Below are 23,827 nucleotides of genomic sequence, written 5' to 3' on the forward strand. Positions count from 1 at the left end.
AACATAAGATCAGATATAGAATCTGGAATAACACTAGTGCATTAGGCGTGATTGTGTTTATGGATCATTCAATCCTTCGCAGGATTATTTTGTGATTCAAACTCTTTACCAATCCGTATATAGATTCTCAAAAGGCCAATCATAGAAAACCAAAGAGAAACTTCGGTTGCTAACATCATAAAAATAAACACAGACATCGTCAGCCATCCGCAAAGATTGAAAATGAGAATAGACCATGCTACTGTTCCTGGAATGAACAACAAGAATAGATTCCGGTAGCAGCTATAATAAGCCCATTGTCTGTCTCTATATGCCAATACATGTTCCGAAATTTGAGCCCATAATGATGATTGCTGAGCGGGAGGATCCATTTTACATCTTCTAAATACAAGCAAGTCAAAACCTGTCTCCCCAAAAGCGAACCCCACTGCATCTACAACAAGTCCTACTAGGTAGCTGAAAAAGATAAGTAGCACCAAATGGCTTTCTGTAAAACTAACAATCCATGTAAGTATTTTACTTTGATCAAGTTCACATTTTATACATATAAATGCTGCCAAAACCATAATCATGACAAAACCGCTCAAAATCTCACAGAAAATTTCCCTGATACTTATCTTCATTTTTTATAAAAAGAATTGACAAAATGATTTGGGCCATAGCGATAAGGTTGAATATTAATGGATGTCGAAATTTCCACTTGTTCCATATCAAAATATTCTGCGGTCTTGTCATATATATTAATCCAGCTTTCAGGCACGCATTTTGGCTTCATCTTTGGCTTACAACAGTGAATTACATCGTGGGCACTTACAAGATAAAGGTCGCTTCTTTTTAAATATGCCTCTTGAATGATGTGGTGAAACAATATTTTCCTCCAGCCTCTAAAATGGTCCCTAACTGCTGAAGAACCTAAAAACATAATATCCGATTGTAATACAAATATGAAGAGACCATTGGCGTTCCACATTCCAATGGCAAAGCCAATGGAGAAATTGTCTTTTGAAATTTTGCTGTGATTAAAGTGTGGTTGCTTTAGTGCTTTAGCAACTGAAGATGGATAGTTTAAGTCTGAAGAGTAATTGATGGCAATTATAAAATTCACAGCCTTATCCAATACTGCGTAGTTGAGATTGGCATTGCAGACTAGTTGATATTCGAATCCTCTAAGGTTAAGTTGATTTCGAATCTCATTCAGTTTCCCTGCTGCAACTGTTTGAACTATCATCTCCCCCACTCCACATTGAGCTATTTAAAATTATCAGTCGTTTAAAATTCACGAGTTGAAATCTTCTGATTAAAACCAGTAGTTAAAGTTCCTTACGCAACTGTAAAATGACAATACCCTCTTTCTGGTATTTTTGACACAAGTCATTGTCAATACAATAGGCTGAACCGTTTGATTAAAAATAATATAATTAGATATTCGAAAAATGCAGTTTGAAGAGCTACATCAACCTTAAGAATTGAACAGAAAATAGAAAAGGGAACACTCTTCTCCTTGGAAAATAAAAATGATGTTGTTTTACTTACTTCTTACTACTCTTCAACAACTCAACCTTTTCCTTTTCAGAAGCCAGTAACCTCTCATATAACTCAACAATTTTTTCAATGGTATTGAAAGTTGGTTGATAGTTTACAGAACTAGCAATTAACGACGAACTATCGTTACTTGTATTGTTGTATGTATTGGAAATAATATTGAAGATTGCCTCTTCACTAAAGGCATCAATACCTTCTTTGGTCACACCAAGAGCCTTGGCAACTCTGTCTAGAGTCTCCTCTTCCACCGTTTCACTTTGCTCTATTTTGGATACCGCTTGTTGGGTGATGCCCAGCTCATAAGCCAGTGCATCCTGCTTCATCCCACGTAGCTCACGGATGCGGCTGATCTTACGGCCTATATGCGGTCTGGGAGATTTAGTAGCAGTTTCCATGGTGTCTGTTAGTTGAGATTAAAAATTAATATCTGAAAGTATGATAAAAGACTAACCCGTATCCATCATAAACTTTCAATGATACAACATTTGTAAAGATACACCAGTTTCACCCTTACTGTCAAGACCGTTCCATACAATAATCATTCAGGTGCTACCAATTGAGGGTCACGTCTATACAGAAATGACCTTAAAGAAATAGCGTTAAGAAAAGAGTAGGCAGCTGATGATCAGAAAAATATACTGTTTGAGGTCAGGTGCAACCTGAGTGAGTTTATATTTTTCCATCAGCAACAAGCTTTTTAGCCTATTTCTTTACAGTCAGAGGCTTTTGCATACTTTTGGCCTCAAAAGTATGAGCCATCCGGCTCGAGGATAAAGCATCATAAAAAGTCCCATTAAGCGACAAATGAGTCCATACTTTTCAGCAAATCGCCCATTTATGTGGTTTAAAGCAACAAATGGCATAAATCCAGGGCCAGAGCGTCCTGCTTCATCCCACGCAGCTCACGTATGCCGCTGATCTTACGGCCTATGTGTGGTTTGGGAGATTTAGTAGCAGTTTCCATGATATGCAATATTTGAGATTAAACGGTTAATGATACGAAACTTCCACCTTTCAGGGAATACATTCCAATAGACAATAACATTAGAAAAGAAAGTCTTCAATCTGGATACTCATTTGTGTGTGCGGCTGGGCATCCAAGGCCAGTGTGAACCATTTGAATATTGGATGATTGTTAATCAACGTATCTCTGATAATTGCTTGGAAGATTAAATCTTCTCTAGAACGTTCACTACATCAACTTTGACGGTTCGCCGCTGCGATTCTTTTGCATCAAGGCAAAATGAAGGTTATCAAGTAATCAAAAAGCCCCTTGCTTTTAGGCGCACGGCTAATGAGGGGTTTGGGGTGAGGTCAAACTGATGTATATTTATTTTAGTTTTTGGCCGTAAAAATCAGATAAGAAATAAAAATTGTTTGAGTCGCTACCATTTTTGGCCATGAAATATTTTACGTAAAAAAATGGAATGCCAGGTACATGTTTTGCAAAATACTGTTTGACTACAGACCTAAGTCTGTAGGAGTTTATTTTGCGTGCAGTAAACACATTCCATTTTTAGTAAAAGATTTACAGGCCTAGCTTTTTGATACTGGGCCGCAGAGGCTTTTTGGCACGGTCCGACGCATCGGTGAAAAAAGTATGAGAGAAATGGTTGAACCCCATAGAGTACCGGGAATTATAACTGGCCGAAGTGATAGTAGGCACAATAATCAGTGTTGGATAACCTGCTATCTTGGAAGAGTCTAAAAGTTATTTACCAGTAAACCACAACCCTCAGTTGTAACCTACCCCCTCAGAATTTCCTTCATTTGAATCATCATTTAGTTATTCGCAAAAAAGTTATCTCTGATTACAACTAGTCACTGAAAACTGATTTACTGATCACTGATTACCGATCATAGAACCTTAAATACTAAAGCCATCATGACTAAACGTAAGCACAAATTAGAAAACTTAAAACAAAGCCTTTACGAAGTATTCGATCCGCAAGACATCAATTGTATCCATGAAGAGCTTTGGCGCTGGATCAAAGCAGCCTCTAATAATGAACTGTATCTCCACATGGGTGATCCCTCCTTCATCCTGTTTATGGAAAGGAAGTTCAAAAGAATGATTCGCTATGCATGGCACCTGCATCAAAAGCACAAAGAGGAGTTTGTTGCTGAGCATCAGATGTTATCTCCATTATCTGAAGAATGCATCGAACAGCAACGACAACACATGCTTCAGTTAGACGACCTTATTACCCGTTATAAAGGTACCGTTCGCAGACTCTCCAAAGCAGAAACAGAAAATCCATTACTTTTCTTCCATCGCTTTTTCCAATACATCAACAGCAAAAAAGAATGGTATCAGATACTCCACTCCTGGGCCGAATATAGCCTCAGTAGAAGCTCCATGCTCGACTTTAGTAACGATGTAGATCTTGAGGCCTTCGAACTCATTGAAGGACTTCTGGAAAGCATGTACTTACTACACCTGCAGGATCACCCAAATCAGGAATACCTCGATCCGGTGGTCAAACTGATCATCGAGGCATTGGCTCCACAGATGATCTTTGAAGTCAGACACCCATCAGTAGGCAATCAGAATACATCTATTACAGAATTGCTGATCGTAGTTCCTGACAGTCGCCAAAAGCGACTTTCCGAACTCGAACCGATTATTGACCTGATCACAGTGAGTGATCGCTTTTTTTCCTGTTCACTTCACACCTCCAGTCACATCATAGACAAACTCAAATCAGGACATATCTATTTTTCATTGGTTTGCATTTCACAAAACCTCATTTACGGATCTCTAAATTCCCTTCCCTTTAATGGAGATGCTGATGCTATTAAGTTAAGACAATCGATGCCTTCTCTTTCTAAGAGAGGGTGCAGGGTGAGTTCTAAGAATGAGCTTAACTTAATAGCATTGAGAGAAGATGCCGAAGGCAGAGGGGTGTTACCAGAAACCCTGAGTCAAGTCATTGCAGAGACTCAGAAAACATTTGACACAGGTCATCAGAAAGCACAGGCATTCCACACAAGTGCACTGAATCAATCGGAGCGTTCCTTAGGGTTGTTCATGCTTCAGCAAGCCGCAGAGTTGATCTTCCGCACAGTCGCATTGGTACTTTATGGATGTGAGAAAAAGACCCACAGCTTCAAGGCATTAAAGCAAATCACCCGACGTGTCGCTCCCGCGCTGAATGAAGTGCTCCCAGCCAACACTTCAGAAGAAAAGAGACTGTTGCAGTTACTGGAAGATGCCTATATCAATGGTCGTTATGCAAATGATTTTGAAGTTTCAGACGCAGACTTCCAGACCCTGAATCACCGTGTAGAAAAACTACTTTCCCTCTCTCGTGAAATAGTCAACGATCGCATCGCACTAGTCCTCAACACGAGTGAGGAAAGTATTTTGGTTCATTCTTGAACATACTAGGCTACTTGAATCAAGAGTGGCCTTTGTTCATTTTAGGTTTTTGGGCCAATAATTACAAGACTGGCCTTTATTCATTTTAGCTTTGGAGACGAAAAAATCAGAACAGAAATAAAAACTGTTTGAGCTCTTAATATGATTATCGTCAATTATGGAATTGAATTGAGCGAGTTTTTTTATTTCCTGATTTGTAGGATCATAAAGCGTTAAAAAATGAATAACAGCCTTGACTTCTTTGGTTACTTTCTGTGTCAAGACAGAAAGTAACATTAGGATAGAATAAATGCATTCAAATTAAAAAAAATATGACCCTACTGGGCTATGATAAACTTATGCCCCCTACTCTAAACAACCATACCACAGGTATGAACCTGGCCACTTTCCGAAAACTCAGACACAAAAAGGCTTGGGAAGTAGCTGAATATTTGGGTATGAAAGAAGCTACCTACACCAAGTATGAGCGTGGCGAAAGCCAAATTACCATCGGGATGGTGCAGCAAGTTGCTGAACTGCTGCAAGTAAATCCGATAAGAATCCTTTTGGCTGACCCGGATCATTACATTGAGTCCCTTTCGCAACCAATATCGGAATCCTTACCTGAAACCATAGATAAACTCATAGAACTATTGAAACAACTGATCGTGCATTTCAGCATTTATTCAAGTAATGATAAGATCTGAATCAGGAGTGGCCTTTTTTCACTTTAGGTTTTTGGGTCAATAATTACAAGACTGGCCTTGATCGCAGCGGCGAACCGTTAAATACCGATCAGAAATTGTGATTTTTAAAAGGATCTGCGGCTGGGCATCCAAGGCCAGCGTGAACCATTTAAATATTCGATGATTGTTAATCAAGGTATCCCTGATAATTGCCTGGAAGGTTAAATCTTGAATCGGTGAATAATCTGTTTTTGTCTTTGGCCTTAAATCAAATGCGTTAAGAATTTCAGAGAGTGAAATGGTTAAAAAAATCATACTGTCTGAGCGTAGCGAGTTTATGATTTTTCAATGTAACGAGCAGAAATTTAGCGATTTGATTTACAGCCTTGATTTCTTTGCATACTTTCTGTATCAAAACAGAAAGTATGAGCCCTTCCGGCTTGAGGAAAAGTATCATAAAAAGTCCTAACCATTATGGGGGTGCCCTTCTCTTTTGGCCCAGCGGCCGAGGAGCAGAAGAAACACACGGTGACCGGTATGTTACAGCAAGTTGCTGAACTGCTGCAAGTAAATCCGATAAGAATCCTTTTGGCCGACCCGGATCATTACATTGAGTCCCTTTCACAATCAATACCAGAATCCTTACCTGAAACCATAGATAAACTCATAGAAGTATTGAAACAATTGAATGCCACTCTTCTTTCTTCAAGTGTTAGAAAATTAATAAAATAGGTGCTTTATCTATTCTTCTTGATGGTATTGATCTACTGCAATAATCCCCAAGCAATTGCTGCCACCTTTTAGCGGATAGCTAACCTCATGAATAACTTCTACAAACTCAACGCCCAAAACGACATATATATCCTGCTCACCATTAGTATTGAGTTCATGAGATTGCGCTAACAACTCATGGGGTGTATTGTCAATGACAATGTCAGCGGATTTAACAATAGAAACCTCAAACGCCTCAGTTGAATAATCAATAGCCCCGACCCCTGAAATGAGGTTAAAATGAGTAGCACCCGATGGAAACGAAAGGATTTGATCTGGAATAAACTCACTAATAGTTAGGGTTACCGTTCCTGATGCACGATCAATGGCTAAGGAATACCCTGCATATATAGTTGATCCTAATGGACTGTCAATATTAAAGTCAAAACCTCTGAGTAAACTTTGATTGCCCGTCTGAACTGTTCTTTGCCCCCGTAGATTGCTTTTATCAGATTTAACAATCTCTAACATTGATTTAGTCATCCGACCAACCACATGTCGATCTTTGGCATTCTGTATGAGTCTCCTGAACGCCGTTCGCAGTACTTTTCCAGCTTTAGCTGCTCTTCCAAATTCTTGACCATTTTCGCGGGTTCGTTGAAAGGCTGGGTCATTTTTGATTCTTGATTTATCGACTCCACCTTTACCGCGAGCCAAAAATCCATCTTGGCTTTTATAGAATGATACATCGCCTATTGTACCAGTGAGTTTAACTATCCCTTTTTGCTTAGCCATTTGTTTATAATTTAGTTTCAGCTAAGCTCATCAGATTATCAAATACACTTTCCTAATTTGGTATCATCAGGGCACGTCAAGGATCACAATAGCACAACTTTACCCAAATAGACGGTTTTGGAACATGAAAGGACGATACAGTCGTTTTTGCAAGTATCTAAGTAATATTAGATACCAATGAAAGGTTAATTTCCCAATATCATAGAAACAATCTTCACAGAGACTACAACAAGTTTTGGTTAACCAAGGTATTCTTTTAAGCTGAACTTCAGAGGGTTCCTCTGATCAGGAACAATGATGCAAAAGCAATAATGGCATAGAGTTCAGGAAAAACGGCCATAATCATCGCTCTACCGAAAATATCATTACCCGACCCTATGCTGTCAATACTACTAGCGCAGACTTTGCCTTGATACATTCCTGAAAACAAACCTGCAAGTCCGAGAGCAAGTCCTCCCCCTAGCACACCTGCTCCCTGCAGCATGGTGATTTCTGGGGTGATTAAGTCCTGTAAAATAAAGAAACCGGCAAATCCATACAGCCCCTGCGTGCCCGGCAAAGCGCTAAGTACGATGAATGAACCAAAGGAATCCGGGCGTTTTTTCATAGCGCCAATAGACGCCATTGCGGCTACTGCAGTACCAATAGCACTACCACAACCGGTCAGGCCTACGAGCAGACCAATACCTATAAATGCGACAATGAGTGGTGTTACTTCCATAATTATACAGTTAGTTTAGATTTTTTAAATGGCCGGTAAGTCAGTCCTTTTCCCTGGAAACCAACATTACCATAAAACTCTACAAAGGTTAACCTCAAGGGATGTACAAAAGAACCTAATGCAGCGATCCCAAAATTGAGCGCATGACCGAGCACTAAAAAAACCACACCCAGAATCATGCTGAAAATGCTCTCTCCCATGATTTGAAGACCTATTTGATTGACAACAAGACCTAACACAGAAGAAGCCAGTCCTAAAGCAAACAATCGCACATAAGACAAGATGTCCCCCAATATGCCTGTGAAAATGAAAAACAAAGGCATAAAGAAGCCACCCAGGCGTTTGGCCAATGATAAATCCATGTCATGGAAAAATACCACCAGCACTATTCCCGAGATCAATTGGTAGTTTCTAAAATCACCCAACACGTTCAATTCAGCAATCTCCTGCATATCCGCCAGGAAGATCCAAATTAAACTACTGACCACCAGTAGTTTTCCAACCGGAGCCAGGGCATAGGTGTACCCTTTGTATTTTATTTTGTTATAAATAGCAATAGCAATGCCGGTATGGATCTGAATCACGCCGATCATTAAGGCCACATTAAAAGCATTGAATATTCGTGTACTGTCATCAGGTATCATTACCCATTGGGAGAGTTGGCGAATCCATGCCTGAGGGTGATCAGACATCAGCGCAATCCCAAATAAACTGCCGGATTTGATAAAACCCATTACCGTAGTAACTCCACCCAGTATGATTCCCAATACAGCAATACTTCGAGTCTGCCTGAAAACTGAAAAATACCCAGCAATCATTAATACCATCAGAACAAACCCATAGCCAGCATCTCCTAAACAGTAGGCAAAGAGTATCGGGTAAAACACTGACAAAAAAGGTGTTAAGTCAGTTTCGTTATAGTTGGGTAGCTCGAATATTTGAGTGATAGGCTCGAAAAGTCTGGGGTAAGATCGATTGTTAAGCACTACTGGCACCTTTTCTTCTTTTTGCGGATCTCGGATTTTCCAGGCGACCCGTTCCCGATCTAAAAAATGAAGTACCTTCTGCTCATTTTTTGCAGGAAACCATGCAGAAATGGATATCAGTCGGCCATCTGAATGCTCATGATAGCTCGCTTCAGCCCTGGACAAAGCAATGGCATCTGCTACCTTTATCAGGTACTGCTGTAGTGTTGGCAAATAACCTGAATAGCTCTGAAGTGTTGCTATGGTTTCTGTTAATTGATTTTGCTGTTGATTGATAGCCTCTGCAAGATCAGCAGGTGAGTTTTTAGGTACCGGGAAATACTCAAAGGATGGGGAATAATCCTTGTCTTGAGTGATCACCACAAAATAGACGTTGTTGCCGAATTGATTGATCTTCTCGACAATGGCATCACTCTGGTTAATCCGGGCAAAAGATTGCTTATCCGTATGGCAAAGATAGCCATACAACCCATTCTCCATAAGCCGCTGAAATTTGTGAAAATGATAATTTCCCCATGGAGCGAGATGCCTTACATTCCGCTCTAACTGTTCTTTTTCCTGATGGATGGCTTCTGTCTGCTCGTTGATCTTCAGAAGTTGCTGAATCACTTCCCCAATCTCCATACGGTTGCCAGAAGGCTGGCCTCCAGAACACCCCGCATTTTCCAATATATGGATCAATCGTTTAACCTGATTTTGCTCATGTAGCAGTGTTTCTGTCTCTTCCGGAATATCAATGGCTTCATGCTCGATATGCAACAGTCCCAGTTCTTGCATCGATTGGGTGAGCACGCTTCGACGACTTTCGTCTGTCATCAAAATCAATTTCCTGAATTTAGTTTTCACAAGACTTCTAATTGAGACTTTCGGTTTTTCATGATTTTTTGACCTGATCTGGAGATGTTCTCCTTATCTTCCAAAAACCTTTTTACTTTCACCACCACCTGCTCCATTTCAGGGATCTGCACTTTTTCATACAGATTCACCTTTTGGGTAGTTTTCTTTCTGGCATTATCCAGTATGGCAATTTGTTGCTGCAATGCATGTGCCTGAATATCCAGAGTAATCGCTTCCTTGAGTATTTCAATAGCAGAAGGAATCCAGGCTGGATATTGCCACCAGCTGATATTTGCCATTTTAAATTCAACTTCCTGAACTACTGGCACTTTCACACCTATAATAATCGTTGTGCCGGTATTCAGCTTGTTAATGAATAGAATATTGGGAAACTCATCCCAAAACTTCAGGTACTGTTTCATCCTGGATTGGACGGCAACCTGTTTGTCTTCGGTTGCTTCCAATTCATGCTGGCGTTTTTTTACTTCCAGTCGCAAGGCTGTTTCCTTATTCTTCAAAATGGGCAATGCTTTCTGACGCATGGAGAGTTGCTTGCTCATTTGCTGAATGGTCGTTTTATTGTATTGGAACTTTATAGCCATTGCGATATCTGTTTTACTTTTTCCAATATTGGTTCAGAAACTCATCTTTTATACCCACTTCATATTTTTTAAAATGAGTTTGTAACAGTTCCCATCCCGTATCCAACATTTGATCAATGGAAATATTGATGTCCACTGCCAACAGTTTCAAGGCATAATCTTTGGCGTATGCAAGGCAGCGCAGATCATAATCATTGAGATCAAAGCCATTCTCCTTTTTCGTTTTGGCATTCATTGCATCAGCATATAGCCTAATCAGGGCATTCATCACTAGTGGATGATCAGCTCTCGTTTTGATGCCTATGACATTTTGTTTCAAGCGGGATAGACTCCTAAATGGATCTACGATCACTTTGCCAATATCTGAGTCATGTTTCAGATATAACTGACCCTCAGTAATATATCCAGTGTTGTCAGGAATGGCATGGGTGATATCCCCTTCATTGAGGGTGGTCACTGCCACTATTGTGATGGAGCCTCCGTGCTCAAACTGAACGGCCTTTTCATAGATGCTAGCCAAATCACTATACAAGGATCCCGGCATACTGTCTTTGGAAGGAATTTGATCCATTTTATTAGCGACAATGGCCAGCGCATCTGCATAGAGTGTCATATCGGTCAGCAACAACAGGACTTTCTCCTTTTTGTCATTAGCGAAGTATTCTGCGGCGGTACAGGCCATGTCTGGGATGAGTAGTCGTTGCAATGGAGGATCTTCCGACGTATTGATGAATCCAACAATCTTGTCCAGGACACCAGCGGACTCAAAGGTATTTTTAAAGAACAGAAAGTCATCATGCGAAAGTCCCATGCCACCCAGTATGATCTTATCTGCTTCGGCCCTGAGTGCTACTTCCGCCATTACTTCATTGTACGGTTGATCAGGGTCCGCAAAAAAAGGTATTTTCTGACCGGTTACCAGCGTATTGTTAAGATCGATGCCTGCTATACCTGTTGCCAGTAGCGTATTTGGTTTAGCCCTTTTCACTGGATTTACAGCGGCACCTTTTATGACGCGCTCTTCCCCGGTAATGACAGAGTAACCATCTAAAGGCTGTCCCAGAGCATTGAAAAAACGACCTGCTAATAAATCACTCACCTTAAGAGAAGGCGGTCTACCAGTAAAAACCACCTGTGATTGAGTAGATACCCCTTCAGTACCACCGAATACCTGAAGCGTCACCCTATCTTCCATGATACTGATCACCTGGGCTGGCCGGTCATTGACCCAGGCAAGTTCTCCGTATTTTACAGATGTTGCCCGAAGCACACAAGTCGCTTTGGTTATTTGCTCGATTCTGGTATAGGTTTTATGAAATGCTCTGGTTTTCATAAATTTCTGCTTTGTCTGGTAAAGATTCTCTTAAACCTTCTTCATATTTTCGAAAAGATTCTGATTGGAAATCAGTAAAATTCATCTGAAACACACGGTTAATCAGGTTTTTAAAAAATGTGCGGACCTCTTCGAAATCCTTAAACTTGAATTCCATAGTGCAAATCTCCAGAATGAAATTGAGCATGTATCGCTGGCGTTCGATATCTGTACGCATATCGATAGGGTCATATGAATTTTGCTGGATGATTCCAAAGTCTATCAGTTCACTTTTCCAGAAGCTAACATGGTAATCCAGCGGGACAGCATCGTCACCCAGGATAAGTATCTGATCTCGCGATTCCAGCCCTACTCTTAAGTAATTTTTTAATAGTTTGATCTGTTGCACCCAGCCCTTCTGAATGTGTGTATCACTGTACTGTGCAAACTCAGGATAATCAATGTATTTGGAATAAGAAGCCAATGGATCAATGGCAGGGTACCGTTTAGAATCTGCGCGCTTTTGAGATAGGGCATAAAAACACCTTGCTACTTTGCTGGTAGACTCTGTGACCGGTTCCTTAAAGTTGCCTCCTGCTGGAGAGATGGTTCCTATAAAGGTCACAGAACCCAACTGTCCATTGCCGAGTTTTACAATGCCTGCACGGCTATAAAAATTAGCAATAGTCGAGGGAAGATCCACCGGAAAAGCATCCTGACCTGGTAATTCTTCCATTCTGTTGGACATTTCCCTTAGTGCCTGTGCCCAACGCGACGTTGAGTCGGCCAACAGCAGTACTTTATAGCCCATACATCGATAGTACTCTGCCAGTGTCATTCCTACATAAACTGATGCTTCTCGTGCTGCTACGGGCATGTTAGAGGTATTGCAAATGATGATGGTCTTTTCATCCAGTTTATGGCCAGTTACCGGATCTATCAGCTTAGGAAACTCAGAAAAGATCTCGACCACTTCATTGGCGCGCTCTCCACAGGCCACAACTATGAGGATATCCGCTTCACTGTTTTTGGCAATAGCTTGTTGCAGCACCGTTTTGCCTGTACCAAATGGTCCGGGAATGTAACCAGTACCTCCTTCCATCAGTGGGTTTAAGGTATCAATGACACGAAAGCCGGTTTGAAATATTTTGCCTGGACGCAATTTTTGGGAATATCCGGTCAATGGCACCTTTACCGGCCATCTCTGAACCATGGTCACTTCCAGGGTTTTTCCGCCTTCGTCCTCAACAGTCGCCATTACATCTTTGAGACGATAGCTGCCCGCTGTAGCAACAGAAACGACTTTATATCTTCCCTTCCATGAAATGGGCACCATGATCTTGTGATCAATGTTGTTTTCTTTTACATACCCTATCCAGCTGCCCGCTGTTACATGATCCGATTTCTTTGCTAAGGGACTGAACATGTAAAGTTCTTCATAGTCCAGCGGATCCGTGCTATCCCCTATTTCTATGAACGTGCCAGTCATTCTTTCTAAATCACTCTGAAGACCGTCATATTTTCTGGAAAGCACCCCAGGCCCAAGCTCTACTTCCAACATGTGCCCTGTAAACTGAACTTCAGCACCAATCTGAATTGAATAGCTAGACTCGAATAGTTGAGCGGATACCCTATTATTTCTGACTCGAATTACCTCAGCTTTTAACCATTTGCCGGCATTGATCAAGCATATCTCATTTTGTGTGGCAGGACCATCTACTTCTATCATCAGCAGATTGGAAATAACCCCTATTACCTTTCCTTTTGTCATATTACAGGCATTTTAGGTGATGGTTTTTTATCTTTTATGCTTTCAATCAATTGATCAAAACCAGTTTGGTCTTTATTTTTTTGAGAGGTCAATACATTCCATCGGTACTGACGAACAAGAAGTACCACATAGGCAAATACCTGGTCAGCTGAAAAAGGCTCCTGCCATTCATTTGCAAAGTCCCTGTAACGCTCATTGATGCTGCGCTCGATGCCTTCCAGATCTCCAGAAAGAATGGAAGGCATCAGTTGATTGACTACTTCTTCACGATTCTTGAGGCTATTTAAGGTTCGTACTTTTGGAAAAAAAGGCTCTGCTGTTTCGGTCGCTGTGGGAAGAAATGGAAAGGTTTTTTGGTTTAGCTCGGATATGGTTTGCTTCAATTGGAACAACCACGCATAATAAGTGTGTAGAAACAAACAGTTTTGCTGCAGCAAGGAATCATAAAAATACCTATTGAGATTTTGCTCCATTTCCGTCATGCTCATGGATGAAAAAGTCCCAGCAAAGTCATTGAGATAATCGATTAGGTAACTTGGTAAAGAGGCGTAGGACCTGCGGTAGTTTTGAAGTACCTCCATTGGAATAGAAAGTGGTTGGTTAAATGTCCGAATCTCAAAATCCTTATATTCCTTGAATAGAATGTATAAGAGGTTTTGGTTATCGTTTTCATGTAATAAGTAGTTCAAAAATTCTCTATCCTCATCTGCAAGGTTACTCGAGATTTGATCAAGCAATTCATCCAGCTGTTCTAATGAATATGAATCATCTTCCAAATCCAGAGTGGGTAATAATGATATGAGGTAATAGTATTTCATGGCTTCTGGCTAAACAGCATCTGGCCCACCTTTTCGGTTAGATACGGCTCATATAGAGCTCTAAAATCAGCATCAGTAAAAGATAAGACGTATCCTTTTTCTTTGTTTTCGATGGTAAAACCATTATCCAAATGCACATTTGGAATTACTTTCAAACCAGGCAGATGCTTCTGGACCTTTGCCATAATGTCAGATTCCATTTCTTTCAGAGATTCTGGAATTGACAACTCCAGATCGCTTCCATCCTTCCAGGCATCAAGGGTAGAGATGATCAGTTGTTTGACAAACTCTTTTTCGGACAGTATTTCTTTGATTGGATTATTCAATAACTGCACATTGATGAGCTGAGCAATGTTATTTTTTAAATCCTGTACCGCTTGTTTCGATTTTTGTCGGATCTCACTCTCAACGGCATCTTTTAGTTTTTCAGCCTCTTTTTTTGCCGTGGCAATGATCTCTTCTGCTTCTTGACTGGCCTGTGCTAGTTTATCTTCCACCGTGTTATGAGCTTCTTTTAGAATCTTCTCAGACTCTTTTTTGGCTTTTTCCAATCCTTCCTGATAAAGCTGATCTGCTAGTGCATCAATGTTGTTGTATTCTGACATTGGTAAACTGTTGTATATAGAAAACTGGCTCTGTACCTGAGTGCAAAACCCTGATTGTTTCTTTTTAGATTATACCAGTTAAAGCCTCCTATAAAATTTAGATTTGGAGAATTTACATTTCACTCTGATCCATTGATCCTGAGTGTCCGGTATTACTGACTTACTATAAACTCTGAATCGATCGCAATCGACCAGATTTGGGCTGATACCATCCAAAAAATGACTCTTAAACCGCACGAATTCATCCTGGTCATTTGCCTCCAGCTAACCAGTGCTTGCTTCGGATTTCAGCCACTATTTTTTGTTCTTCCAGTCTGGTCCGTATATCTATAGCTCTTTGATGACTGTCCTCTGCACGTTTATCGTCCCGCAATCTGGCATAAGCCAGAGACATTCCATCCCAGGATGGAGCATGCAAATCATTTATACCAATCCCCAGTTTAAACTGATTCAAAGCTTCTTTTGGCAATCCATTTTCCAGCAATTCCATGCCTTGCTTAAAATGTGTTTCGAGATCATGCAGATCAGAATTCATTTGCACCACGATGAAATCTTCCTGTTTCATGGTTATAAAAGAACATGGCAGTTCACAAGTTACCTTTTCCGTCACGCTACCGACCAGGAGTTTGCTAAGACCAGTCCGACCTGTAGTTCCCATGACCAGTAAGGTTTCATTTGCTTTCCCTTCGACAGACTTGATGATTTCTGCATGAGGTTTGCCTTGTCGAAACTTTTTACGCCATTTTACTCCATGAAAATCAAATTGCTTCAAGAACTTTTCCATCTGATTTTCAGCATGTTCTGCCTGTTGCGTCAACTCCTTATTCAACCCCACGTCAAGTCCATCCAGCAGGTCTGCATAGGATTCGCTAACTGATAAAACCTCCAGTTCTGCATTGAAGTGTCGAGCAAGATGTATGGCGTTTCCTAAAGCACGCCTTGAAGGTTCCGAAAAATCTACCGGACAAAGAATGGTTTTGATAGGCTGCGTAGACAACTCTACCGTAACCCAAACCGGCTTAGTGGATGACTCGATGACTCTTCTGGTAGTTGTACCCAGGTTATGATGATCACCTGTTTTCTTTTCACCGGACCCCATAATGACCAAATTCACATCCTCTTCTTCTGCCATCCGGTTGATTTCTACAAACTTGCTACCCTTACGGACAACACAGGATACTTGCTTCACACCCTGATTCTGAATTTTAGTAAGAATCAATTCCAACTGTCGATTAACTTCTCGTTTGATGGCTTCTCCAAATTCATTCAAATCAGGATTATCAGGGAGTATGTGGAGTACGATGATCTCAGAATTGAGCTTTAACGCCAGGTCTATCGCCCTATCAATTGATAGGTCTGCCGAGCCGTGAAAATCAGTCGGCACCAGAATTTTTTCGAGGAGTTTCATAATGTTTACGTTTTGGTCCTAACTCATTGCTACTTCAATATTTTCTGGTTATACATGTTTCAACAGCACCTCCAGGAATGATAATCCTGTCCCTTTCTTTTTCACCGCGAGGATGGGCACCCTGGTATGGAGGATAATGTTTTCGGTAACGCTGCCCAGCAATAGGCCAGCACCGGCATTTCTTCCTCTAGTACCTAAAACCAACATGTCAATTTGATTTTCATTCACTACATTTTGAATAGCCTGAGCAGGCTTATCATGTAGCATGAATATGGGTTTAACCTCTATTCCTTTAAGATCTATTTTACTTATGAACCGTTCATAACTCTTTTTCGCATTATTCAACATGATCTCCGAAAACTCTTCTTCGCTCTTTCCTGTTTTAGAGTAGCCTATCGGTAAATTGTATACATGAAGACAGTGAATTGTTGTCTGACCATTTGCCTTTGCGACATTCACCGCCAATTCCACGGCATTGGCGCAGAAATCAGAAAAGTCTACTGGAACTAAAATGTTGGAAATAGAATACTTTGTCCCTTCGGGAACCACAAGTACAGAGCAAGGTGCTTTACGCGCAAGCTTGATGGGTAATTGTCGGGTTTCTTTAGCATCTGCTTTCCTACCGAGCACCACCAAATCAATGTCTTTTTCCACTATTTGCTCCAATAGAATATCCAGTGGCTTTCCTTCTTGTATATCGAATACAACTTTGGTTTCTGAATGGCCGTGAAACTTCTCACCAGCCACCTCTTTCATTCTTTGCATTCTATCCTCAAGTTCTGGATTGAGTAGCTGAGGGTATTCTTCCAGTATATCTTTTGGGACTTCAGAAGGCCGCTTCACATGCAAGAAATGAGCCTTGTCAGATGGAGTCATGGTACTAACCATGGCGGCATAACTGATCGCAGCATCATCTAAAGCAGTCAAATTGAGCGGAATCAGAAGTTTGTTATAGTGGTACATCGTTTTTGAGGTTGGTATAATAGCACTTTAAAATGCGACTATACATTGAGAATGTCTTTAACAGCGTTATCTTAAAAGTAACCAAAAAGAAGAAATTTTTTAGAATCTTAAGGTATTGCTCGCAGAAGTACTACTATTATAGTATACGTATTCGCATCTGGTCTTGTTCTCTAAAGAAGCAAATTGACACTAGTTATTTTAGGACGATACAATTGACACTAAGTAGGGATAAAGCATAGATACTCCATAGATAAAGCATGGATAGTGTATGGTTTGTCACTAGTATTAGCGTTTTCAGATCAACGAATAACCTTTGCTTTCTCTGCACACCTTTGCCATCCGCTTAAGGCCATTTCTGAGTCCAGAATTTCAAAAGAGCCGCACGGAGTAGTTCATAGACTCCTGCCCTCCTAAATGTATATTTTCTCTTCCCTTAAAAAACTTTATCCCCTCCCACTCAAGCCAAAGCTATATTAACGGCGCCGCCTAGGCATAACACATTGCCATTATATAACTTAAATAGTATTCTACACCCAAACTTCAAGTCTGGTTAATATAAGATCAGATCTATATACAGTGAAACTATGCATTATGAATCAAAGTTAATTAGCGATTTGGTGCAGAGAATTTTCAAGTTGCTAATTTCGAAGCATTGTAGTGTAATGTACACTGTCAACTAACTGTAATTTAATTAGTAAATCAATGTGCGTATCACAATTAAAAAACTGTTTCAAAAACTCCCTAACAGATTTGATTCTACCATGTCTTAAATAATGAATTCTGCCAAAACATAGTTTCAACATTTCCTTGTTGACCGTAGCTTCAATTCCATTCATTATTAAGACAAGATTCAACGTATTATACAAGTGCTCTGTTTTGATTTGATTTAACAAAGTATCACATTGAGACTTCAACAAATTCACATGAGCGTCTAAATATTTATTCCTTGGAATATTAATTTGTGTGTGTTTATAGCACAACTCATGAATGTTGTTCCAGTCATCTATCTTCATGATCATAATTTGCTCTGGATCCAAGCCAATGATAAAAGTATATATTAGAAGGATTTGCAATTCGGTTAAAAGTTCCTTTCAATTTGGACAAACTCCTATACAATTCAGGAATCTTAACCAATTAGAATAAATGCATGCCTTAAAGAACTAAATTTCTCGATGTATTCCTCCAACAAACTTCTCGCAGGACTTTGTAAGTCTATGTTTTTAATACCATCGGTAAATCTGACTGCCCTAGATTAAGTAGTTCTAAGGAAGAAGTCCACAGTTCTGTTTGATATAATTTATTGTAAGAATCATCCGAAGAGTCAATCTCTTTTTCCCCTTCAAAGTATTTGCCCCTGGCACTACTATAATTGTTAGCAAAAGCAAGATTGGCCAATCGTTTTCCTGAGCTCTGTGCGGTATTTACATTTGACTTGAGGTGGATGAGTATTGGGAATATGTTTTTCCAAAGGAACTGCATAAATGAAGGGTATGTTCGCGCAAGGCCTGTACCCGGAACCATCCCGGGATCAAACGCATTGATTCGTATGTCGGTCGCTGATAATAGTTCATGGAGCTTATAGACGGTCAGGATATTGCAGAGTTTTGATGTCGAATACCTTCGTTCACCATTGATTTTGTTTGTATCACTGTTTTCCTTAGGATAAGCCAATGACTTAGCATCTTGAAAAAACGGTACGGTGATGGGCGTTTTTTGCCTGGGGTCGTGCACTCCACTGGCTGTGAAGACAATACTCCCATTTTTTTCGAGAAAAGGCAAAAGCAACAGAGTCAGGTAAAGTGATGCTACATGATTAACACCAAAAGTAATTTCAAACCCGTCCGTGGTGTACTGTGTCTTGCCAATATTCTGGATACCTGCATTATTGATTAATACGGAAATTTCACTGGATTCGAGACTTGAAAAAGCCGTTTTAAAATCCCTGATCGACTGTAAAGAGGCTAAGTCAAGTGACATGCAGATAAGGTGACTATGACCTGTTATTTGCTTGATTCTGCGGGTGGTCTGATTACCAGTCTCCAGGTTTCTGCATGGCAGGATTATTTGAGAATGTGGAGCTATCCTGGCCATGTGAAGGGCGCATTGATAACCGATACCACTTGTAGCTCCTGTAATAATGATTGATTTCATCTTGTTAATTTTTGGTACACTGCAAACTTGGTGTAGCGAAAAATGAAATCATTTGCCATTTGGCAAATAGCCTCCTACCGGATGTTTTTTCTTATTCGGCTCAATGACGACTGGGTAATGCCCAGATAGGAGGCTAAATAAGACAAAGGAACTCTATTGGCAAGCGAGGGGAATTTCTCAAGGAAAGCAAGGTATCGGGAAGTAGCATCTTCAGAGAGCATTGGGCTTAATTTATTGACTTTTTCGATCAGGGCCCGCTCGGTGATTTTAGCAACGATACCATCCCATGGGATAATGGTGGACGAAAGCTCTTCCCAGGCTTGTGTGGTAAATATTAGAAGCTGGCAAGTAGTAACAGCCTGGACATACTCTGAGGACGGAATTTTCTGATTGAAGCTATTGATGTCCACCGCAAAATGATGCTCCTCTATAAAATACTTTGTGATCTCATCTCCCTTGCTGTTGTAATAACATACTCGTAAGATTCCTTCCAAAATAAATGCAATGCGCTTAGGAGTCTTCCCAGCTTCGGAGAAGTATTCATCCTTCTTCAGTTCCAGGGAGGTTGTTTTTCTTAAAATTAGGTCAATCTGCTGCTGATTGAGATGACCAAACTGTAACAAATAATCGATTAGCGACTCCATAAGAGCAAAGCTATTTGGTGGTAAGCAATGATTACTTGCCATATGGCAAAAAGTTAAATCAAACAACACCTGCATTGCTCTAGGCTGATTGACTTGAATGTTTACCAATTCACTTTTATACGATCTGACTACATCATCCAATGATTGAGCTAAGTATGTCGATAGTCTACCAATGACTTTTGCATCATTATTTCAATAAATCAATAAAAAATCATGGATAACATAGAAGGTAAAGTGGTTGCCATAACCGGCGCTAGTAGTGGTATTGGAGAGGCAATAGCCAGACACCTGGCGAACCAAGGTGCTAAGGTAGTATTGGGCGCAAGAAGGGAGGAAAGTTTAAAAAGCATAAGCGATCAGATCACCAAAAATGGAGGACAAGCTATCTATCATCAAGTGGACGTCACTCAGCCCAAAGAAGTCATAGCATTTGCCAACTTTGCTGTTACACATTTTGGAAGTCTGGATGTGTTCGTCAATAATGCTGGAGTGATGCCTCTTTCGATGCTCAATACATATAAAATAGCCGAATGGCACCAGATGGTTGATGTGAACATCAAAGGTGTGCTTCATGGTATTGCTGCTGCTCTCCCTATTTTTGAAGAGAAAGATAGTGGCCAGTTCATCAACATCACCTCCATAGCTGATCGCTGGGTGGGGCCAACTTCCACTGTCTACAGTGCCACCAAGTTTGCCGTTAGGGCTCTCTCAGATGGACTGAGACAAGAGGTAAGCAGAAATATCAGAGTGACACTTATTGCGCCAGGAGCAACAGAATCAGAACTTGCCGAAGGCATTTCAGATCCCGATCTTAAAAAAATGGCTATAGAACAGTTTAGAAAAGACCTGCTGCCTGCAGTCGCTATTGCCAGAGCCACTGCTTATGCCATAGCTCAACCTGATGATGTAGATGTCAATGAATTAGTGGTGAGACCAACAGCACAAAAGGCACTGTAATGTCAGACAAAACAATTCAGGAATCAGGTGATTATATAGGACTGTGGGTCACCGAGGATGGGTACATTCGTCATGAGTTATTGCCAAACAACCGATATGATGAAGCGCGTGGCAACCGGAAAAGTGCCTACCAGGGCAACTATCAGGTCTCTGGAAATCATATTGACTATCAAGATGATACCGGTTTTACTGCTGATGGAGAGTTCAAAGAGGGTATTTTATATCATGCAGGAATGGTTTTATACAAAGAAAAATGATTAATTGACCCAATGGATAAGACATTTCGTTTCAATTCGATTGCTGAGTTCCATAGGTTTTGCAACCTCCCTGGTCCAGAGCATCCGCTGATTAGCCTCATAGACTATAGTCTGGTCAAATATCCGGTAGATGATAAGGAACTCAAGTGGATTCAAAACTTCTATTCAGTAGGGCTGAAACGAAATGTCAATGCCAGGTTCAATTACGGCCAGCAGCAATTGGACTTCAACAATGGTATACTCACCTTTGTATCACCTCTCCAATTTCTGAAATTAGAAATCGATCCAAGTGCTGTAGTGGACCCTTCAGGGTGGCTTTTACTTATTCACCCCGATTTTTTATGGAATACTACACTGGCAAAGAAAATCAAGACATACGATTTCTTTCAGTATGCTGTGAACGAGGCACTATTCATGTCTGACAAGGAAGAGCATATCATCGTAGACATTCTTCAGAGCATAAAGTCAGAGTATCAATCCAATATCGATAAGTTTAGTCAAGACCTTATCATTGCGCAACTGGAGCGACTATTAATCTATTCTGAGAGGTTTTATGAGCGTCAGTTCATTACCAGACAAAAAACCAACCATGACATATTGGACCGGTTGGAAATAGTCCTAAATGATTATTTTCAAAGCAGCCAACCACTGAAAAACGGCATCCCCTCGGTGAAGCAAATAGCGGATCAGTTACACATCTCCCCTAACTATCTGGGCACTTTGTTGCGCCTCCACACGAAACAAAACACGCAGCAACACATTCAAAACAAGCTAATTGATCTGGCTAAAGTACGTCTAAGCACATCCAATTTATCCATTACTGAAATAGCCTTTGAGCTTGGATTTGAACACACACAGTCTTTTAGCAAGTTTTTCAAAAACAAAACCCAGCAGTCCCCGATCGAATTTCGCAGATCATTCACCTAATGGATCAACAGGGAAATAGCAGATCTCACATGTCCTCTAGTTTGACTTGGTTAAACAGTGTGGTGTGTTGCCATAATGTGGAATTAGTTAGCTGAATAGTTTGGATTATCATCTTCTAATATTCTATTGAATAGTCTGGCTTTAAAAGAAAAAGGAAGATCTTCTGCACTACTGAAAGTGACTAGCTCAACAACCAATGCTTCCATGATGATGGGGTTATCAGCGGACATTTACCATGTCCATTGATAGGAAAACCTTAAAATCTCACTTCACAGCAATGGCTTCCATCTCCACTAAGGTCGTTTCATACAACTTGCTTACTTCCACTACAGTGACAGCTATTTTCATATCATTTTCAGCAATCCAGTCCTGAATGATGTTAAAGTTTTGACCTAACTCATCGAAAGAAACGGTGTATACGGTAATTCTAGTAATATCCGCATTTCTATAATCAGCATTGGCGATCACTTCTTCTAAATTTGCAATGGTCAGTAGCAATTGATTAGCAAAGTTGGCAGTACTTGATACGCCATTTGTATCAATAGCCGTCTGGCCTGAAATGTACAATGTGCTTTCAGGATTTTTCACCTCCACAGCTTGTACATATTGTCGTTCATTTTGCCAGGTCCAGGGATTAAACACTTTTCTTTCCATAATTTTCTCTGTATTTTCTTGAGCATAAAGGTTTGCCATTAGTAACATGGATAAGACCATTAGTGTATTCATTTTCATCTCACTGATGTATAAAATTTCATACCTCAAAATTGAAGACCCTGAATAGAATGAAGCTGTGCGCCAACTCACAAAATTGGTGGTTGGGTGGTGATTTGGATCACAATATGTCCGGTTAGGAATAAATTCTGCTCAATGTCTCTCTCGAAACACCCAAATATGCAGCTATCTGAGTTTTGGAAACTCTTTGTGAAAGAGTCGGATAGTCTTTTAAAAACTGCTCATACTTTACCTTCGGACTGTTGGTAAGTAGGGAAAGGATTCGGCGCTGTGAGCTAGCAAACCCACCAATAGCCTTCTGAAACCAAAAAGGCTGGATTTTTGGAATCTCCTTACAGATTTTCTCATAACCTTCTATGGAAATGTAATAAGCCTTGGTTGCCTCCAGACACTTGAGGGTATAATTCGCTGTTGATCGGTTAAAAAAGGCATTAAAATCACTCTCCCACCAGTCCTCCATGGCAAATGACACAATGTGTTCATTTACATTCTCGTCATGGTAAATTAGCTTCACCAAACCCGAAACAATGTAGTAGGCGCGAACCACTTGTTCGCCCTTTTGAAAAATGAGATCACCCTTGCCAAAGTCCGCATATTCAAAATGTGCAAGTAGGTAACCGAACTCCTGATCAGAGAGGTCAACTACTCTTTCAATATGGTTTCGTAAGCTTGAATGCATTTCTTTAAATATGAACAAAAAAGCCAAATTAGGACTTTTCACTATAAATTAACATGATAAGTTTTACAAAAAACACAGAAATGACGAGGCGAAAGGAATACTAAAATCAGCAGGACCAGCGATCCTGCTAACCTTCCTAGACCCACATGATAAGTGACTTATTGATTGGCTCCACCTTTGACCAAAAGGTGTTGCCCATTGACAAATTTGGCGAGTTAGACCGTTCGGGGTTGAAATTAAAATGGCTGATCATCAATGGAGTATTGCCCAAGTCCATCTTTGACAAACAAAAAGGAATAAAAATCAGGGCGATAAATGGGAAATGAATAAGGTAAGTCAAAACCCACTACTTTAGCGATTCG

Annotated in this window: 24 protein-coding genes; 6 read left to right on the forward strand and 18 right to left on the reverse strand. The window is 40.4% G+C overall.

Translation table 11 applies throughout. From position 1 onward, the window contains the following. Positions 1-68: 68 nt before the first annotated feature. The 3 genes from NXS00_RS01290 to NXS00_RS01300 all read right to left on the reverse strand — a co-directional run bounded on the left by NXS00_RS01290 (position 69) and on the right by NXS00_RS01300 (position 1,937). Positions 69-623 carry a hypothetical protein gene (locus tag NXS00_RS01290; RefSeq protein ID WP_258097298.1) on the reverse strand — a complete coding sequence of 185 codons (555 nt, stop codon included), beginning with the start codon at positions 621-623 and terminating at the stop codon, positions 69-71. Further along, positions 620-1,228, reverse strand: coding sequence for a hypothetical protein (locus NXS00_RS01295; protein WP_258097299.1), 609 nt, complete (start codon positions 1,226-1,228; stop codon positions 620-622). Before NXS00_RS01295 ends, NXS00_RS01290 begins: the two co-directional genes overlap by 4 nt. A 301-nt stretch (positions 1,229-1,529) precedes the next feature. Beyond that, a complete protein-coding gene (locus tag NXS00_RS01300) occupies positions 1,530-1,937 on the reverse strand; it encodes a helix-turn-helix domain-containing protein (protein ID WP_258097300.1) in 408 nt (135 codons plus the stop codon). 1,490 nt (positions 1,938-3,427) lie between these two features. Here NXS00_RS01300 and NXS00_RS01305 point away from each other — a divergent pair. The 3 genes from NXS00_RS01305 to NXS00_RS01315 all read left to right on the forward strand — a co-directional run bounded on the left by NXS00_RS01305 (position 3,428) and on the right by NXS00_RS01315 (position 6,321). Then, on the forward strand, positions 3,428-4,924 hold the full coding sequence (locus NXS00_RS01305; protein ID WP_258097301.1) for a HEPN domain-containing protein: 1,497 nt from the start codon (positions 3,428-3,430) through the stop codon (positions 4,922-4,924). Between the two features lie 338 nt (positions 4,925-5,262). Then, on the forward strand, positions 5,263-5,610 hold the full coding sequence (locus NXS00_RS01310; protein ID WP_258097302.1) for a helix-turn-helix domain-containing protein: 348 nt from the start codon (positions 5,263-5,265) through the stop codon (positions 5,608-5,610). 453 nt (positions 5,611-6,063) lie between these two features. After that, positions 6,064-6,321: a hypothetical protein gene (locus NXS00_RS01315; RefSeq protein ID WP_258097303.1), complete on the forward strand. Its 258-nt coding sequence runs from the start codon at positions 6,064-6,066 to the stop codon at positions 6,319-6,321. Positions 6,322-6,330: 9 nt separating this feature from the next. On the opposite strand, the gene NXS00_RS01320 is transcribed toward NXS00_RS01315, so the two are convergent. The 12 genes from NXS00_RS01320 to NXS00_RS01375 all read right to left on the reverse strand — a co-directional run bounded on the left by NXS00_RS01320 (position 6,331) and on the right by NXS00_RS01375 (position 19,955). Further along, positions 6,331-7,095 (reverse strand): hypothetical protein, encoded by a 765-nt coding sequence (locus NXS00_RS01320; RefSeq protein WP_258097304.1) that lies wholly within the window; start codon positions 7,093-7,095, stop codon positions 6,331-6,333. 268 nt (positions 7,096-7,363) lie between these two features. Beyond that, a complete protein-coding gene (locus tag NXS00_RS01325; protein WP_258097305.1) occupies positions 7,364-7,816 on the reverse strand; it encodes an ATP synthase subunit C-like protein in 453 nt (150 codons plus the stop codon). A gap of 2 nt (positions 7,817-7,818) precedes the next feature. After that, positions 7,819-9,648 carry a V-type ATP synthase subunit I gene (locus tag NXS00_RS01330; protein WP_258097306.1) on the reverse strand — a complete coding sequence of 610 codons (1,830 nt, stop codon included), beginning with the start codon at positions 9,646-9,648 and terminating at the stop codon, positions 7,819-7,821. Next, positions 9,645-10,241 carry a V-type ATP synthase subunit D gene (locus NXS00_RS01335; protein WP_258097307.1) on the reverse strand — a complete coding sequence of 199 codons (597 nt, stop codon included), beginning with the start codon at positions 10,239-10,241 and terminating at the stop codon, positions 9,645-9,647. The genes NXS00_RS01330 and NXS00_RS01335 overlap by 4 nt, the downstream gene beginning before the upstream one ends. A 13-nt stretch (positions 10,242-10,254) precedes the next feature. Continuing rightward, the gene (locus NXS00_RS01340) at positions 10,255-11,574 is read right to left on the reverse strand and encodes a V-type ATP synthase subunit B (protein ID WP_258097308.1); all 1,320 of its coding nucleotides are present in this window, start codon (positions 11,572-11,574) and stop codon (positions 10,255-10,257) included. Beyond that, entirely contained in the window at positions 11,552-13,324 is a 1,773-nt protein-coding gene (locus NXS00_RS01345; protein WP_258097309.1) for a V-type ATP synthase subunit A, read from the reverse strand. The genes NXS00_RS01340 and NXS00_RS01345 overlap by 23 nt, the downstream gene beginning before the upstream one ends. Beyond that, positions 13,321-14,142, reverse strand: coding sequence for a DUF2764 family protein (locus NXS00_RS01350; protein WP_258097310.1), 822 nt, complete (start codon positions 14,140-14,142; stop codon positions 13,321-13,323). The genes NXS00_RS01345 and NXS00_RS01350 overlap by 4 nt, the downstream gene beginning before the upstream one ends. Next, positions 14,139-14,747: a hypothetical protein gene (locus NXS00_RS01355; protein ID WP_258097311.1), complete on the reverse strand. Its 609-nt coding sequence runs from the start codon at positions 14,745-14,747 to the stop codon at positions 14,139-14,141. The genes NXS00_RS01350 and NXS00_RS01355 overlap by 4 nt, the downstream gene beginning before the upstream one ends. Positions 14,748-14,997: 250 nt before the next feature. Beyond that, entirely contained in the window at positions 14,998-16,155 is a 1,158-nt protein-coding gene (locus NXS00_RS01360; protein ID WP_258097312.1) for a universal stress protein, read from the reverse strand. A 48-nt stretch (positions 16,156-16,203) separates the two neighbouring features. Then, positions 16,204-17,118: a universal stress protein gene (locus tag NXS00_RS01365; protein WP_258097313.1), complete on the reverse strand. Its 915-nt coding sequence runs from the start codon at positions 17,116-17,118 to the stop codon at positions 16,204-16,206. Between the two features lie 1,212 nt (positions 17,119-18,330). Continuing rightward, positions 18,331-19,269 carry an SDR family NAD(P)-dependent oxidoreductase gene (locus tag NXS00_RS01370; RefSeq protein ID WP_258097314.1) on the reverse strand — a complete coding sequence of 313 codons (939 nt, stop codon included), beginning with the start codon at positions 19,267-19,269 and terminating at the stop codon, positions 18,331-18,333. A gap of 74 nt (positions 19,270-19,343) precedes the next feature. After that, positions 19,344-19,955 (reverse strand): Crp/Fnr family transcriptional regulator, encoded by a 612-nt coding sequence (locus NXS00_RS01375; RefSeq protein ID WP_258097315.1) that lies wholly within the window; start codon positions 19,953-19,955, stop codon positions 19,344-19,346. A 171-nt stretch (positions 19,956-20,126) separates the two neighbouring features. Between NXS00_RS01375 and NXS00_RS01380 the strand changes: the two genes are divergently transcribed. Genes NXS00_RS01380 through NXS00_RS01390 form a run of 3 tightly spaced genes read left to right on the forward strand, consistent with a single transcriptional unit; the run spans position 20,127 to position 22,054 of the window. Beyond that, entirely contained in the window at positions 20,127-20,870 is a 744-nt protein-coding gene (locus NXS00_RS01380; protein WP_258097316.1) for an SDR family oxidoreductase, read from the forward strand. After that, positions 20,870-21,127, forward strand: a complete 258-nt coding sequence (locus NXS00_RS01385) for an Atu4866 domain-containing protein (protein WP_258097317.1) — start codon at positions 20,870-20,872, stop codon at positions 21,125-21,127. The genes NXS00_RS01380 and NXS00_RS01385 overlap by 1 nt, the downstream gene beginning before the upstream one ends. A 12-nt stretch (positions 21,128-21,139) precedes the next feature. Further along, on the forward strand, positions 21,140-22,054 hold the full coding sequence (locus NXS00_RS01390; RefSeq protein ID WP_258097318.1) for a helix-turn-helix domain-containing protein: 915 nt from the start codon (positions 21,140-21,142) through the stop codon (positions 22,052-22,054). A gap of 83 nt (positions 22,055-22,137) precedes the next feature. Here the strand turns inward: NXS00_RS01390 and NXS00_RS01395 are convergent, their stop codons facing one another. From NXS00_RS01395 to NXS00_RS01405, 3 genes are read right to left on the reverse strand one after another with little or no spacing between them, the layout of a single operon-like run. Next, positions 22,138-22,284, reverse strand: coding sequence for a hypothetical protein (locus tag NXS00_RS01395; protein WP_258097319.1), 147 nt, complete (start codon positions 22,282-22,284; stop codon positions 22,138-22,140). Between the two features lie 34 nt (positions 22,285-22,318). Then, positions 22,319-22,858, reverse strand: a complete 540-nt coding sequence (locus NXS00_RS01400) for a RidA family protein (RefSeq protein WP_258097320.1) — start codon at positions 22,856-22,858, stop codon at positions 22,319-22,321. 43 nt (positions 22,859-22,901) lie between these two features. Continuing rightward, entirely contained in the window at positions 22,902-23,465 is a 564-nt protein-coding gene (locus tag NXS00_RS01405; protein WP_258097321.1) for a Crp/Fnr family transcriptional regulator, read from the reverse strand. Positions 23,466-23,827 lie beyond the last annotated feature (362 nt).

This window comes from Marinoscillum pacificum (genome assembly GCF_024714495.1).
Lineage (GTDB): Bacteria > Bacteroidota > Bacteroidia > Cytophagales > Cyclobacteriaceae > Marinoscillum > Marinoscillum pacificum.

Coding starts and splice junctions, on each gene's coding strand:
- NXS00_RS01290 (WP_258097298.1), bottom strand. CDS start 623: ATGAAGATAAGTATCAGGGAAATTTTCTGTGAGATTTTGAGCGGTTTT.
- NXS00_RS01295 (WP_258097299.1), bottom strand. CDS start 1,228: ATGATAGTTCAAACAGTTGCAGCAGGGAAACTGAATGAGATTCGAAAT.
- NXS00_RS01300 (WP_258097300.1), bottom strand. CDS start 1,937: ATGGAAACTGCTACTAAATCTCCCAGACCGCATATAGGCCGTAAGATC.
- NXS00_RS01305 (WP_258097301.1), top strand. CDS start 3,428: ATGACTAAACGTAAGCACAAATTAGAAAACTTAAAACAAAGCCTTTAC.
- NXS00_RS01310 (WP_258097302.1), top strand. CDS start 5,263: ATGCCCCCTACTCTAAACAACCATACCACAGGTATGAACCTGGCCACT.
- NXS00_RS01315 (WP_258097303.1), top strand. CDS start 6,064: ATGGGGGTGCCCTTCTCTTTTGGCCCAGCGGCCGAGGAGCAGAAGAAA.
- NXS00_RS01320 (WP_258097304.1), bottom strand. CDS start 7,095: ATGGCTAAGCAAAAAGGGATAGTTAAACTCACTGGTACAATAGGCGAT.
- NXS00_RS01325 (WP_258097305.1), bottom strand. CDS start 7,816: ATGGAAGTAACACCACTCATTGTCGCATTTATAGGTATTGGTCTGCTC.
- NXS00_RS01335 (WP_258097307.1), bottom strand. CDS start 10,241: ATGGCTATAAAGTTCCAATACAATAAAACGACCATTCAGCAAATGAGC.
- NXS00_RS01340 (WP_258097308.1), bottom strand. CDS start 11,574: ATGAAAACCAGAGCATTTCATAAAACCTATACCAGAATCGAGCAAATA.
- NXS00_RS01345 (WP_258097309.1), bottom strand. CDS start 13,324: ATGACAAAAGGAAAGGTAATAGGGGTTATTTCCAATCTGCTGATGATA.
- NXS00_RS01350 (WP_258097310.1), bottom strand. CDS start 14,142: ATGAAATACTATTACCTCATATCATTATTACCCACTCTGGATTTGGAA.
- NXS00_RS01355 (WP_258097311.1), bottom strand. CDS start 14,747: ATGTCAGAATACAACAACATTGATGCACTAGCAGATCAGCTTTATCAG.
- NXS00_RS01360 (WP_258097312.1), bottom strand. CDS start 16,155: ATGAAACTCCTCGAAAAAATTCTGGTGCCGACTGATTTTCACGGCTCG.
- NXS00_RS01365 (WP_258097313.1), bottom strand. CDS start 17,118: ATGTACCACTATAACAAACTTCTGATTCCGCTCAATTTGACTGCTTTA.
- NXS00_RS01370 (WP_258097314.1), bottom strand. CDS start 19,269: ATGAAATCAATCATTATTACAGGAGCTACAAGTGGTATCGGTTATCAA.
- NXS00_RS01375 (WP_258097315.1), bottom strand. CDS start 19,955: ATGGCAAGTAATCATTGCTTACCACCAAATAGCTTTGCTCTTATGGAG.
- NXS00_RS01380 (WP_258097316.1), top strand. CDS start 20,127: ATGGATAACATAGAAGGTAAAGTGGTTGCCATAACCGGCGCTAGTAGT.
- NXS00_RS01385 (WP_258097317.1), top strand. CDS start 20,870: ATGTCAGACAAAACAATTCAGGAATCAGGTGATTATATAGGACTGTGG.
- NXS00_RS01390 (WP_258097318.1), top strand. CDS start 21,140: ATGGATAAGACATTTCGTTTCAATTCGATTGCTGAGTTCCATAGGTTT.
- NXS00_RS01395 (WP_258097319.1), bottom strand. CDS start 22,284: ATGTCCGCTGATAACCCCATCATCATGGAAGCATTGGTTGTTGAGCTA.
- NXS00_RS01405 (WP_258097321.1), bottom strand. CDS start 23,465: ATGCATTCAAGCTTACGAAACCATATTGAAAGAGTAGTTGACCTCTCT.